At 72.9% G+C, this 13,398-nt stretch carries 10 protein-coding genes and 3 pseudogenes; 5 read left to right on the top strand and 8 right to left on the bottom strand.

What is annotated here, in order from left to right; genetic code table 11:
- The first annotated feature begins 1 nt into the window (after position 1).
- Entirely contained in the window at positions 2-1,237 is a 1,236-nt protein-coding gene (locus H9L09_RS07435) for a heparan-alpha-glucosaminide N-acetyltransferase domain-containing protein (RefSeq protein ID WP_187580022.1), read from the top strand.
- 10 nt (positions 1,238-1,247) lie between these two features.
- On the opposite strand, the pseudogene purQ reads toward H9L09_RS07435, so the two are convergent.
- From purQ to H9L09_RS07455, 4 genes and pseudogenes are all read right to left on the bottom strand, one after another.
- Positions 1,248-1,915: pseudogene (purQ, locus tag H9L09_RS07440) on the bottom strand (phosphoribosylformylglycinamidine synthase subunit PurQ).
- A complete protein-coding gene (purS, locus tag H9L09_RS07445) occupies positions 1,912-2,166 on the bottom strand; it encodes a phosphoribosylformylglycinamidine synthase subunit PurS (RefSeq protein ID WP_187580023.1) in 255 nt (84 codons plus the stop codon). The pseudogene purQ and the gene purS overlap by 4 nt, the downstream one beginning before the upstream one ends.
- 156 nt (positions 2,167-2,322) lie before the next feature.
- The gene (locus H9L09_RS07450) at positions 2,323-3,885 is read right to left on the bottom strand and encodes a long-chain-fatty-acid--CoA ligase (RefSeq protein WP_187580024.1); all 1,563 of its coding nucleotides are present in this window, start codon (positions 3,883-3,885) and stop codon (positions 2,323-2,325) included.
- A 123-nt stretch (positions 3,886-4,008) separates the two neighbouring features.
- Positions 4,009-4,889, bottom strand: a pseudogene (locus tag H9L09_RS07455) (phosphoribosylaminoimidazolesuccinocarboxamide synthase).
- Between H9L09_RS07455 and H9L09_RS07460 the strand changes: the two are divergent.
- From H9L09_RS07460 to H9L09_RS07470, 3 genes are all read left to right on the top strand, one after another.
- Complete coding sequence (locus H9L09_RS07460; RefSeq protein ID WP_187580025.1) at positions 4,888-6,468, top strand: MFS transporter; 1,581 nt, start codon at positions 4,888-4,890, stop codon at positions 6,466-6,468. The pseudogene H9L09_RS07455 and the gene H9L09_RS07460 overlap by 2 nt on opposite strands.
- A 32-nt stretch (positions 6,469-6,500) precedes the next feature.
- Positions 6,501-6,872, top strand: a complete 372-nt coding sequence (locus H9L09_RS07465) for a cupin domain-containing protein (protein ID WP_223164249.1) — start codon at positions 6,501-6,503, stop codon at positions 6,870-6,872.
- Between the two features lie 73 nt (positions 6,873-6,945).
- Complete coding sequence (locus tag H9L09_RS07470) at positions 6,946-7,224, top strand: acylphosphatase (protein WP_187580026.1); 279 nt, start codon at positions 6,946-6,948, stop codon at positions 7,222-7,224.
- A gap of 2 nt (positions 7,225-7,226) precedes the next feature.
- On the opposite strand, the gene H9L09_RS07475 is transcribed toward H9L09_RS07470, so the two are convergent.
- From H9L09_RS07475 to H9L09_RS07490, 4 genes and pseudogenes are all read right to left on the bottom strand, one after another.
- Entirely contained in the window at positions 7,227-7,751 is a 525-nt protein-coding gene (locus H9L09_RS07475; protein WP_187580027.1) for a GNAT family N-acetyltransferase, read from the bottom strand.
- 573 nt (positions 7,752-8,324) lie between these two features.
- Positions 8,325-9,742: pseudogene (gene purB / locus H9L09_RS07480) on the bottom strand (adenylosuccinate lyase).
- 1 nt (position 9,743) lies between these two features.
- Positions 9,744-10,979, bottom strand: a complete 1,236-nt coding sequence (gene purD, locus H9L09_RS07485) for a phosphoribosylamine--glycine ligase (RefSeq protein ID WP_187580028.1) — start codon at positions 10,977-10,979, stop codon at positions 9,744-9,746.
- Positions 10,980-11,007: 28 nt separating this feature from the next.
- On the bottom strand, positions 11,008-12,285 hold the full coding sequence (locus H9L09_RS07490; RefSeq protein WP_187580029.1) for an adenylosuccinate synthase: 1,278 nt from the start codon (positions 12,283-12,285) through the stop codon (positions 11,008-11,010).
- A gap of 221 nt (positions 12,286-12,506) precedes the next feature.
- Here H9L09_RS07490 and H9L09_RS07495 point away from each other — a divergent pair, with 221 nt between their 5' ends.
- The gene (locus tag H9L09_RS07495; RefSeq protein WP_246456342.1) at positions 12,507-13,397 is read left to right on the top strand and encodes a diacylglycerol/lipid kinase family protein; all 891 of its coding nucleotides are present in this window, start codon (positions 12,507-12,509) and stop codon (positions 13,395-13,397) included.
- Position 13,398 lies beyond the last annotated feature (1 nt).

Genomic DNA, 13,398 nt, shown 5'->3' on the forward strand with positions numbered 1-13,398 from the left:
GATGACGCTGCGGCTCCCGACGGTCCCGCCCGGCCGGCTCGTCGGGCTCGACGTCGCCCGCTGCCTGGCCCTGGTGGGGATGATCGCCACCCACACGCTGGTCAGCACCGCACCCGACGGCGGGGTGAGCACCGTGCAGGCGATCGCCGGCGGTCGGGCCTCCGCGCTGTTCGCGGTGCTGGCCGGGGTCAGCACCGCGCTGATGACCGGCCGGTCCCGGCCGCTGTCCGGGCGGCCGCTGCGCGCGGCCGCCGCCGGCCTGGCCGCCCGCGCCGGCTTCGTCGCCGCGATCGGGCTGCTGCTCGGCGGACTGGACACCACCGTCGCAGTGATCCTCACCTCGTACGGCGTGCTGTTCTGCCTCGGGCTGCCGTTCCTGGGCCTGCGGGCGCGCACCCTCGCCGGTCTGGCCCTCGTCTGGGCGGTGCTCGCGCCGGTGCTCTCCCAGCTGCTGCGGCCGCTGCTGCCTCCGCGCGGCTACGACAGCCCGTCGCTGGCCGGGCTGGCCGACCTGCCCCGGCTGCTCGGCGAGCTGCTGCTCACCGGCTACTACCCGGCCGTGGTCTGGCTCGCCTACCTGCTGGCCGGGATGGCCCTGGGCCGCCTCGAGCTGCGGCGCACCGGCACCGCGGTCGGGCTGCTGCTGGCCGGCGCCGGCACCGCGGCGCTGGCCTGGGCGGTGTCCTCGGTGCTCCTCGAGGGCGCCGGGGTCCGCGCCGAGCTGGCCCGCACCTTCACCGGACCGGCCGAGCCCGGCGGCCTCGCGGACACCCTGGAGCACGGCCTCTACGGCAGCACCCCGACCGGCAGCTGGTGGTGGCTGGCGGTGCACGCCCCGCACTCGGGGACGCCGTTCGACCTGCTGCACACCGGTGGCTGCGCGGTCGCCGCGATCGGCGCCTGCCTGCTGCTCGCCCGGCTCGCGCCCGCGACGCTCGCGGTGGTGTTCGGGGCCGGCACGATGACGCTGACGACGTACTCGCTGCACGTGGTGCTGCGGACCCCCTGGGCGTGGCCCGACGACGACGCGGCGACCTTCGCCCGGCACGTGCTGCTGGTGCTGGCGATCGGCGCGGCGTTCCGCCTGCTGGGTCGCAGCGGCCCGCTGGAACGGGTCGCCGCGCTGCTGGCCGGGAGCGTCCGGCGCAGCGTGCTGGGGCCGCAGCCGGACGGGATCCCCGTCGGGGCCCCCGAGCGCGGGGTCGAGCCCGGCGTCGACCGCGGCGTCGACCGCTGAGGGACGCCGCTCAGGCGAGCGCGGCCTGGAGCACCGAGGTGAAGAACGGCAGTCCGTCCGTGCCGGGGCCGCAGAGGTCCTCCACCGCGTGCTCCGGGTGCGGCATCAGCCCGACGACGTTGCCGCGCTCGTTGCTGATGCCGGCGATGTCGCGCAGCGAGCCGTTGGGATTCACGTCGAGGTAGCGGGCGACCACGCGGCCCTCCCCTCGAGCCGGTCCAGGGTCTCCTCGTCGGCGACGAAGGAGCCCTCGCCGTTCTTCAGCACCACGGTCACCTCGGCCCCGGCCTCGTAGTCGGAGGTCCACGGCGTCCGGTTGTTCTCGATGCGCAGCCGCTGGTCGCGGCAGACGAACTTCTGGTGGTCGTTGCGGATCAGCGCGCCCGGCAGCAGGTGCGACTCGCACAGCACCTGGAAGCCGTTGCAGATGCCGAGCACCGGCATCCCGCGTCCGGCGGCGGCGACCACCTCGGTCATCACCGGGGAGAACCGGGAGATCGCGCCGCAGCGCAGGTAGTCGCCGTAGGAGAAGCCGCCGGGCAGAACCACGGCGTCCACCCCCCGCAGGTCGTGGTCGCCGTGCCAGAGCCGCACCGGCTCGGCGCCGGCGAGGCTCACGGCCCGGCTGGCGTCGACGTCGTCGAGCGACCCGGGGAAGGTGACGACGCCGACCTTCACCCCTCGACCTCCGCGACGTGGACCTCGAAGTCCTCGATCACCGGGTTCGACAGCAGCTTCTCGGCGATCTCGTGGACCTGGGCGAGCCGGGTCGAGGTGAGCTCGCCGTCGATCTCGAGCTCGAAGCGCTTGCCCTGCCGGACCGCGGACACGCCGTCGAAGCCGAGCCGGGGCAACGCGCCCTGGACCGCCTTCCCCTGCGGGTCGAGGATCTCGGGCTTGAGCATGACGTCCACGACGACACGTGCCACTGCGACGCTCCTTGCACGGGGGGTGAGGCGACCGCCGCAGTCTAGCGTCGGCCCGGAGCGCCGCCGACCGGGTCTCGCCGGGACGGGGCCGCCGCGCCGACGTACGACCCGGTGCGGGCACCGCCACCTCACCCGGTGACGGTGCCCGCAGCGGCGTCAGACCAGCTCGCGCTTGAGGATCTTGCCGGTCGCGGTCATCGGCAGCGAGTCGGTGACCTCGATGATCCGGGGGTACTTGTAGGCGGCCATCTGCTCCTTGCACCAGGCCACCAGCTCCTCCCCGGTGGTGCCGGCGCCCTCCTTGAGGATGACGAACGCCTTGATCTCCTCGCCGTGGCTCTCGTGCGGGACACCGACGACCGCGGCCAGCGAGACGTCCTCGTGGGTCATCAGCACCTCCTCGACCTCGCGGGGGTACACGTTGAAGCCGCCGCGGATGATCATGTCCTTGGCCCGGTCGACGATGTAGTAGAAGCCCTCCCGGTCGCGCCGCGCCAGGTCCCCGGAGCGGAACCAGCCGTCCCGGATCGACTCGGCGGTCGCCTCCGGACGCTTGTAGTAGCCCTTCATGATGTTGTGCCCGCGGATCGCGATCTCGCCGACCGCGTCCTCGTCCTCACCGGAGGCGTTGACCTCGTTCCACTCCGGGTCGATGAGCTTGCACTCCACGCCCCAGATCGGGATCCCGATCGACCCGGGCCGCGGGTCCCGCTCCGGGTCGCTGAAGGTGGCCACCGGCGAGGTCTCGGAGAGCCCGTAGCCCTCCAGGATGGTCACCCCGAACCGCTTCTGGACCTGGCTGATGATCTCCACCGGCAGCGACGCGCCGCCGGAGACCGCGGTGCGCAGGTTCCCGGCGATCTTCGTGACGTCGACGTCGTCGGTGAGCGCGCCGAGCAGCCCCCACCACATCGTCGGCACGCCGGCGAAGAAGGTGATCTCCTCCTTCTCCAGCAGCGCCACCGCCTGCGCGGCGTCGAAGCGCGGCAGCAGCACCAGGGTCGCCCCGATCGAGAAGCCGGCGTTCATCTGCACGCTCGAGCCGAAGGAGTGGAACAGCGGCAGCGTGACCAGGTGCCGTTCGTGCCGGGTGGCGTCGGTGCCGAAGAGCCGGTTCGAGGTCAGCGCGTTGAGCACCAGGTTCGAGTGGGAGAGCTCGGCGCCCTTCGGCTGGCCGGTGGTGCCGCTGGTGTAGAGGATCACCGCGGTGTCGGTCTCGGCGGTCACCACCGACTCGAAGGACGGCGCCTGCCCGGCGAGGGCCCGGCCGAGCGTCTCGACACCCTCGATCGAGGCCTCCGCCGACGGGTCGGCCATCACCAGGAAGAAGTGCTCGCAGCCCTCGGCCTGGTCGAAGCCCGCCTTGCCGTCGGTGCCCATCGGCAGGTCCGGGGTGCCCTGGAAGCAGAAGTACGCCTTCGCGTCGGCGTCCGCGAGGTGGTAGGCGATCTCGCGGCCCTTGAGCAGCACGTTGAGCGGCACGACGACCGCACCCGCCTTGAGGATCCCGTTGTAGATCACCGGGAAGTAGGGCAGGTTCGGGCACGACAGCGCCACCTTGTCGCCCGGCACGATCCCGCGGGAGACCAGCAGGTTCGCCACCTGGGAGGACATCGCGTCCACCTGCGCGTAGGACAGCCGGGTCTCACCGAGCACCACGGCGTCACGGTCGGGGTGGCGGCGGGCACTGTCTTCGAGAAGCACGGACAGGTTGAGCATGCGTTCCTCCTACGGCCTCGGGTCTGGCGTCAACCTACTGGCCGGTCACCAACCGCGGCCACCGTCTCCGCGAATCGGCGCCCGACCCGGTCCCCGCGAATCGGCGCGAGCCGTCCGGACCGGTCAGAAGGTGAGGCCGGTCAGCCGCTCGTAGGCCTCGATGTAGCGCGACCTGGTCCGCTCCACCACCTCGTCGGGCAGCGGCGGGGGCGGCTCCCCGAGGTGCGGTCCCAGCCCGACTCGGCGGAGGTCAGCCAGTTCCGGACGATCTGCTTGTCGTACGACGGCTGCGGCCGGCCGGGGTGCCAGTCGTCCGCGGGCCAGAACCGCGACGAGTCCGGGGTGAGCACCTCGTCGCCGAGGACGATCGTGCCGTCGGCGCGCGCCCCGAACTCGAGCTTCGTGTCGGCCAGCAGGATCCCCCGCTCCCGGGCCAGCCGCTCGGCGCGGGCGTAGACGGCCAGGGTCAGCTCGCGCAGCCGGACGGCCACGTCCGCGCCCACGACGCCGGCCACGGCGTCGTACGAGACGTTCTCGTCGTGCTCGCCGAGCTCCGCCTTCGTGGCGGGGGTGAAGATCGGCTGCGGCAGCCGGCTGCCGTCCTCGAGGCCGTCCGGCAGCGCGATCCCGCAGACCTCGCCGGTGCTGCGGTAGTCCAGCAGCCCCGACCCGGTCAGGTAGCCGCGGACCACGCACTCGACCGGGAACATCGCCAGCTCCTCGCAGACCACCGCGCGGCCCGCCACCTGCTCGGGCACGTCGGTGGACAGGACGTGGTGCGGCACGAGGTCGGCGAGCCGGTCGAACCACCACAGCGACATCCGGGTGAGGATCGCGCCCTTGTCCGGGATGGTCGTGTCGAGCACGAAGTCGAACGCCGAGATCCGGTCGCTGGCCACCATCAGCAGCCGGCCGTCGGCGAGCCGGTAGAGGTCGCGCACCTTCCCCGAGTGCACGTGGGTCGCTCCGGGGAGCTCGGGCGCGTGCAGCGGGATGCCTCGCATGCGCGCCACCCTAGCGACCCGCACCGGGCCCGCCGCCCGCGGCTCGATCGGTGAGCGGCGGCTGCCGGCCGGTGAGCGGTGCTTCGGGCTTGGAGGCGGCGGGGATGCTGGACCGGTGACCGACGTACGCCCCGAGGACCGTTCCGCGCAGGGCCCGTCGCCGGACGAGCCGGACCCGCGTCGCTGGCGGATCCTCGCGGTCACCCTGGTGATCGGCTTCATGGCGCTGCTCGACGTGACGATCGTGAACGTGGCGCTGCCCTCGATCCGGCAGGGGCTCGGCGCCTCCGCGGGCGCGGTGCAGTGGATCATCTCCGGCTACGCGCTGACCTTCGGCCTGACCCTGGTCTCCGGCGGCCGGCTCGGCGACACCTACGGCCGGCGGCGGATGATGCTGATCGGGCTGACCGGCTTCGTCATCTCCAGCGCCGCGGTCGGGCTGGCCCCCAACGAGGAGCTCGTGGTCGCCGCCCGGCTGGTCCAGGGCGTGGCCGCCGGGCTGCTCACCCCGCAGAACTCCGGGCTGATCCAGGAGCTGTTCCGCGGCCCCGAGCGCGGCCGCGCCTTCGGGTACTTCGGGCTCACCGTCTCGGTGTCCGCGGCCACCGGGCCCGTCCTCGGCGGCCTGATCATCTCCGCGCTCGGCGACGACCTGGGCTGGCGGGCGATCTTCCTGGTCAACGTGCCGATCGGGGTGCTCGCGCTGTTCTTCATCGCCCGGCTGGTGCCGGGACCGACCGTCTCGGTGGAGGAGCAGCGGGCGTCCCGGCTCGACCTGGTCGGCGCGGCCCTGCTCGGCGGCGCGGTGCTCAGCATCCTGCTACCGCTGATCAGCGGCATGGAGGCCGCCTCGCCGGTCCTCGCCCTGCTGGTGCTCGCGCCGGTGTTCCTGGTGGCCTTCGCGCGCTGGGAGCGGCGGCTCGTCGCCCGCGGCGAGCAGCCGCTGCTCGACGTCAGCCTGCTGCGCCGGGCGCCGGGCTACGCCTCCGGGATCGCCGTCGGCACGCTGTACTTCACCGGGTTCACCGGGGTGTTCCTGGTGCTCTCGGTCTACCTCCAGGACGGGCTGGGCTACAGCGCGCTGGCCACCGGGCTGCTGCTGACGCCGTTCGCGCTCGGCTCCGCGCTGACCGCGACCCCGGCCGGCCGGCTGGTCTCCCGCATCGGCCGCAAGGTCACCGTGCTGGCGGTCAGCGTCGTGATCGTCGGCCTGCTCCTCGTCGCGCTGCTGACCCCCGACCAGGGCGACCGGCTGATGTGGCCGCTGCTGGTGGCGCCACTGCTGCTCGCCGGCCTCGGCGGCGGCGGCGTGGTCTCCCCGAACTTCACGCTCACCCTGGCCGAGGTGCCGCCGAGCATGGGCGGAGCCGCGGGGGGTGCGCTGCAGACCGGCCAGCGGATCGGCTCGGCACTCGGCGCGGCGCTGCTGATGACGGCGTACCAGGTCACGCTCGGCCACACCGACGACACCGGCACGGCGCTGCGGGTGGCGCTCGGCTCGGCGCTGGTGCTGCTGGCGCTCACCCTGGTGCTGGCAGTGCGGGACCTGCGCCTCGACAGCCAGCGCGACCTCGGCTGACACGCGCCGCTCCGAGAGGGCAGACTGGGGCCGTGAGCGAACCCGTCCGCGTCATCCGAGCCGGCGAGCTGGAGCCGGCCGATCCCACCCCAGGCATGCAGCGCACCCGTGCCTTCGAGCGGCCCGAGCTGTGGGCCGGCCGCGTCGAGACCGCGCCGGGCGCCGTGTCCGGCTGGCACCACCACGACCGCAACGAGACCAGCCTGTACGTCGTCTCCGGCGTGCTGCGGCTCGAGTTCGAGGGCGGCGAGGGGTACGTCGACGCGGCCGCCGGCGACTTCGTGCACGTACCGGCGTTCACGGTGCACCGGGAGAGCAACCCCACCGACGAGCCGTCGGTCGCGGTGATCGCGCGCGCCGGTGGCGGCACGCCGACCGTCAACGTGGACCCGCCCCGCTCCTGACCCCTGCCGAGTCGGCGCATCTGCAGCCCCGCCCACCGGGCAGCGGGACGCTGAACATGGCAATCTGGACGGCATGTCCCGAGAGCTGATCGCCCGCCGCCTGAGGATCCACGGGCTGGTGCAAGGGGTCGGCTTCCGGTTCTACTGCCAGCGGGAGGCGCACCGGCTGGGCGTGACCGGCTGGGTCCGCAACGAGAACGACGGCACGGTGGCCGCCTGCTTCGAGGGTCCGCCGTCCGCCGTCGAGGCGCTGGTCGAGTGGTGCCGTCACGGACCGGGCCACGCCGCCGTGGACCGGGTGGACGTGCACGACGACGTACCGTCCGGGGCGGATCGCTTCCAGGTCGGCTGAGCTCAGCCGTTCGGCCGCGGATCCGTCGGGAGCAGTGACCACAGGTCGGTGTCATCTCGCCGGTCCTGCTTGAGGTGCGTCGAGCGCATCGTCCCCTCGTACAGGTAACCGCAGCGCGCGGCGACCCCCTTCGAGCCATGGTTGCCGGCGCTGATCAACAGCTGGATGCGCAACATCCCCTGCTCGCCGAGCGCCCAGTCGGTCAGCTGCCGCAGGACGGAGGTCGCGACGCCACGACCACGCGCCTCGGGCAGGATCATGTAGCCGAGCTCGACGGTGCGGGTCATCGTGTCGATCCTGGGCGCCACACCGAGACCGAGGAAGGTCTCGTCCTCGTCGAGCACCGCCCACATGCGACGCGTTCCGTCGGCCTCGCCGGCCTGATAGCGCTCGAACCACTCACGCGCGAAGCCGGCGGGCGGCGGGTCCGGGATCGGGGTGAACCGCAGGGCGTCCGGGTCTGTGAGCAACTGCTCGATCCCGGGAACGTGGTCGCTGGAGATCGGGACCAGGCGCGGCGTGCTCACGAATCGCAGGCTAGCCGGGTCAGCAAGATCCTGCGCTGCAGATGCGCCGACTCGACGGGAGGGCTGTGCCGAGTCGGCGCATCTGCAGCCTGTACGCCGGGTCGGGGCTGGTGTTCCGGGGGGAGCTCGACAACCGCCTCTGGAGGCGGCGCACGGGCCACGATGACAGCTGCGCATGAGGCTGGCCGCTCCCCGACCCTGGGCCGTCGGCACAGCTCAGCAACGAGCGCGCACCATGCGCCGTCGTTGCCGACTACCCGGTCAAAAGCAGCAACGAGCGCGCATCGTGCGTCCTCGTTGCCGACTACCCGGTCAAAAGCAGCAACGCTCGCGCATCGTGCGTCCTCGTTGCCCAGCCGAGAACGTCGCAGACACGCAATCGAACTCGGTCCGACGCGGCAGACGCGCCGACTCGGCGGGGTCCGACGCTGCGGATGCGCCGACTCGGCGGGGGCCAACGCTGCAGATGCGCCGACTCGGCGGGGCCCAAGGCTGCAGACGCGCCGACTCGGCGGGGCCCGACGCTGCAGATGCGCCGACTCGGCGGGGTGGGCGGGCGGGTGGTGGGGGGGGTCAGAGGATGGCGTCGGGGGCGTACGCCGCGGCCTCGGGGTAGGCCTTCATGACGATCGCGATCCGCCGTACGACGGCCTGCACCTGGTCGACCGCGGCACCGGTGAAGGTGATCGGGTCCGCGACGAGGGTGGCGAGCTGGTCGGCGGTCAGCCCGAGCCGCGGGTCGGCGGCCAGCCGGTCGAAGACGTCGTTCTCGGCCTGCCCCTGCCGCATCGCCAGCGCCACCCCGACGGCCGCCTCCTTGATGGCCTCGTGGGCGGTCTCGCGGCCGACGCCGTTGCGGACCGCCGCCATCAGCACCTTGGTGGTCGCCAGGAACGGCAGGTACCGGTCCAGCTCGCGCTGGATCACCGCGGGGAAGGCGCCGAACTCGTCGAGCACGGTGAGGAACGTCTGGAACAGCCCGTCGGTGGCGAAGAAGGCGTCCGGCAGCGCGATCCGGCGGACCACCGAGCAGGAGACGTCGCCCTCGTTCCACTGGTCGCCGGCCAGCTCGCTGACCATCGACAGGTACCCCCGGAGCACCACCGCGAGGCCGTTCACCCGCTCGCAGGAGCGGGTGTTCATCTTGTGCGGCATCGCGGAGGAGACGACCTGGCCCTCCTTGAACCCTTCGGTGACCAGCTCGATGCCGGCCATCAGCCGGATCGTGGTGGCGAGGTTCGAGGGCCCGGCCACGACCTGGACCAGCGCGGCGACCACGTCGAAGTCCAGCGAGCGCGGGTAGACCTGCCCGACCGAGGTGAGCACCCGCTCGAAGCCGAGGTGCGCGGCGACCCGCTGCTCGAGCTCGGCGAGCGCGGCGGCGTCGCCGTCGAGCAGGTCGAGCATGTCCTGGGCGGTGCCGACCGGCCCCTTGATGCCGCGCAGCGGGTAGCGGGCGATCAGCTCCTCGAGCCGCTCGAGCCCGACCAGCATCTCGTCGGCCACGGTCGCGAACCGCTTGCCCAGCGTGGTGGCCTGCGCTGCCACGTTGTGCGACCGGCCGGCCATCACCAGCGACTCGTGCTCGGCGGCGAGCCGCCCGAGCCGGGCCAGCGTCGCGACGACCCGGTCCCGCACCAGCAGCAGCGAGGCCCGCACCTGCAGCTGCTCGACGTTCTCGGTGAGGTCGCGCGAGGTCATCCCCTTGTGGATGTGCTCGTGGCCGGCGAGGGCGCAGAACTCCTCGATCCGCGCCTTCACGTCGTGGCGGGTGACGCGCTCGCGGGCGGCGATCGACTCGAGGTCCACCACGTCCACGACCCGGCGGTAGTCCTCGACGACGCCGTCGGGCACGTCGATGCCGAGGTCCTTCTGGGCCTCGAGCACCGCGATCCACAGCTGCCGCTCCAGCACGATCTTGTGCTCGGGGACCAGATCGCGACCAGGTCGGCTCCGGCGTACCGGTTGGCGAGGACGTTCGGAAGGCTCATGTCAGATCCCAGCTGCGATGTCGGTGCGGTGGTGGGCGCCGTCGATGCGGATCCGCGCGACCCCGTCGTACGCGCGGGCCCGTGCCTCGGCGACGGAGGAGCCGGTGGCGGTGACCGCGAGGACCCGGCCGCCGGCGGTGACGAGCGCCCCGTCGCGGAGCGCCGTGCCGGCCTGCAGCACGTCGACGCCGTCGAGCGCCTCGGCTGCCGCGATGCCCTCGATCCGGTCCCCGGTGCGCGGTGCGGCCGGGTAGTCGTGGGCGGCCAGCACGACGGCCACCGCGGCCCCCTCGCGCCACCGCAGCGGCCCGACCTCGTCGAGCCGGCCCTCGGCGGCCGCCCGCAGCAGCTCCCCGACCGGGGAGTCGAGCAGCGCGAGCAGCGGCTGGGTCTCGGGGTCGCCGAAGCGGGCGTTGAACTCCACCACCCGGGTGCCGCGCGAGGTCAGCGCGAGGCCGGCGTACAGCAGGCCGGCGAACGGGGTGCCGCGGCGGGCCATCTCCTCGACGGTCGGCGCCAGCACCTTCTCGGTGACCTCCGCGACCAGGTCGGCCGGCGCCCAGGGCAGCGGCGTGTAGGCGCCCATGCCGCCGGTGTTCGGCCCGGCGTCGCCGTCGAGGGCCCGCTTGAAGTCCTGGGCCGGCAGCATCGGCAGCACCGTGCGGCCGTCGGTGATCGCGAACAGCGAGACCTCCGGGCCGTCGAGGTACTCCTCCACCAGCACCCGCCCGCAGCCGGCCGCGTGCGCCAGCGCCTCGTCGCGGTCCGAGGTCACCACGACGCCCTTGCCGGCGGCGAGGCCGTCGTCCTTCACGACGTACGGCGCCCCGAAGTCGTCGAGGGCGGCCGCGACCTGGGCCGCGGTGGTGCACACGTGCGCCCGGGCGGTGGGTACGCCGGCGGCGGCCATCACCTCCTTGGCGAACGCCTTGGAGCCCTCGAGCGCGGCCGCCGCGCGGGAGGGGCCGAAGCAGGCGATCCCGGCGGCGCGTACGGCGTCGGCCACCCCGGCCACGAGCGGCGCCTCCGGCCCGACCACGACCAGGTCGACGCCGAGGTCGCGGGCGAGCGCGCTGACCGCGGCGCCGTCGAGCGCGTCGACCTCGTGCAGGGTCGCGACCGCGGCGATCCCGGGGTTGCCCGGGGCCGCGTGCACCTCCTCGACCGAGGGGTCGCGCGAGAGCGCCAGGGCCAGCGCGTGCTCCCGGCCGCCGGCCCCGACGACCAGCGCCTTCACGCCACGGCCTTCCCGTGTCCGGTCCGGGTCACCGCAGGACCACGGTCTGCTCGCGGCTCGGGCCGACGCCGACCGCCCAGAACGGCGCGCCGGACATCTCCTCGAGGGCGCGGACGTAGATCTGCGCGTTCTTCGGCAGGTCCTCGAAGCTGCGGGCGCCGGAGATGTCGCTGTTCCAGCCGTCGAAGAACTCGTAGACGGGCTTGGCGTGGTGGAACTCCGACTGGGTCATCGGCATCTCGTCGTGCCGGACGCCGTCTATCTCGTAGCCCACGCACACCGGGATCCGCTCCCAGTCGCCGAGCACGTCGAGCTTGGTGAGGCAGAACTCGGTGAGCCCGTTGACCCGGGCGGCGTACCGCGCGATCACCGCGTCGTACCAGCCGCAGCGGCGCGGCCGGCCGGTGGTGACGCCGAACTCGCCGCCGACGGTGCGCAGCTTCTCGCCGTCCTCGTCGTGCAGCTCGGTCGGGAACGGTCCCGAGCCGACCCGGGTGGTGTAGGCCTTGATCACGCCGATCACCCGGTCGATCCGGGTCGGACCGACACCGGCACCGGTGCAGACGCCGCCGCTGACCGGCGAGGACGAGGTCACGAACGGGTAGGTGCCGTGGTCGACGTCGAGCATCGTGGCCTGGGCGCCCTCGAAGAGCACCGTCTTGCCGTCGTCGAGCGCCCGGTTGAGCAGCAGGCTGGTGTCGGCGACCATCGGCCGCAGCCGGTCGACGAAGGAGAGCAGCTCCTCGACCACCTGGTCGGCGTCGATCGCGCGGCGGTTGTAGACCTTGGCCAGCACCTGGTTCTTGAAGTCGAGCGCGGCCTCGATCTTCTGGCGAAGGATCTTCTCGTCGAACAGGTCGGCGACCCGGATCCCCGAGCGGCTGATCTTGTCGGCGTACGTCGGGCCGATGCCGCGGCCGGTGGTGCCGATCAGGTTCTTGCCGAGGAACCGCTCGGTGACCTTGTCCAGCGTGGTGTGGTAGCTGGTGATCAGGTGCGCGTTGGCGGAGACCACCAGGTTGTCCACGTGCACGCCGCGGGCCGCGAAGCCGTCGATCTCGCTGAACAGCGCCGCCGGGTCCACCACCACGCCGTTGGCGATCACCGGCACGCAGTCCGGGTTCAGGATCGTGGAGGGAAGCAGGTGGGTGTCGAACTTCTCGCCGTTCACCACGATGGTGTGACCGGCGTTGTTTCCCCCTGACGTCCTCACGCAATAATCGAGGGGGGAGGAGCCGAGCAGGTCGGTCGCCTTGCCCTTCCCCTCGTCGCCCCACTGGGCACCGAGCACCACGATGGCGGGCATCTCACACCTTCTCTCGCTGACCGGACGGACGCCGCGGTTTCTGCGCGGGCTCGCCCGGGAGGGGGAGGTCGGCCCCGGCGCACGCGGTCGGACGGGCCCTGAAACGACGGAGCCCCGCATGCAACAGCATCGGGGCTCTTGCGGCAGCACGTTACCACTGACGCCGGGGTCGGCTCCGGCCTCGTCCGGAGCCCGGTCCGCCTGCGAGTAGTGTCCGCGACGTGGACCCCCTCCTTCTGATCACCAACTCCGGAGCCGGCAGCAACGAGGCCGAGCGGCTCGAGGAGGCCCTGCACGTGCTGCGCGCGCACGCCGACGTCGAGGTCGCCGAGACCCAGGACCAGGGCGAGCTGGACGGCGTCCTGCACCGCCGGGGCGGCCGCCGGGTCGTCGTGGCCGGCGGGGACGGCAGCCTGCACGCCGTGGTCGCCGCGCTGCACCGCCGTCACGAGCTCGCCGACGCGGTGGTCGGGCTGCTCCCGCTGGGCACCGGCAACGACTTCGCCCGCGGGGTCGGGATCCCGCTGGACCCGGCCGAGGCGGCCGAGGTGGTCGTCTCCGGGGAGGTGATGCCGGTCGACCTGATCGTCGACTGCGTCGGAGAGATCGTGGTCAACAACGTGCACGTCGGTGTCGGCGCGCAGGCCAGCCACAACGCCAAGTCGTGGAAGTGGCTGGGTCGCGCCGGGTACGTCGTCGGGGCGTTCACCGCCGCCGTCCGGCCGCCGTTCTACCGCTTCCGGGTGGAGGTCGACGGCGAGGTGGTCGCCGACCTGGACCGGCATCTGGTCCAGGTGGCGATCGGCAACGGCTCCACCATCGGCGGCGGCACCGAGATCACCCCGCACGCGGTCACCGGGGACGGCAAGCTCGACGTGATGGTCTCGTTCGCGGTCGGGCCGCTCTCCCGGTTCGGCTACGCCGCGCTGCTGCGGGTCGGCCGCCACGTGGAGCACGAGGACGTGCTCTACGTCCGTGGCAGCACCGTCTCCGTGGCCGGCGAGCAGTTCTACTGCAGCGCCGACGGCGAGCTCTACGGTCCGGAGCGCAAGCGCACCTGGCACGTCGAGCCCGCGGCGTTCCGGATGCCGCTCCCGGTCCGCAACGACTGAC

It is taken from the genome of Nocardioides mesophilus (assembly GCF_014395785.1).
GTDB classification, from domain to species: domain Bacteria; phylum Actinomycetota; class Actinomycetes; order Propionibacteriales; family Nocardioidaceae; genus Nocardioides_B; species Nocardioides_B mesophilus.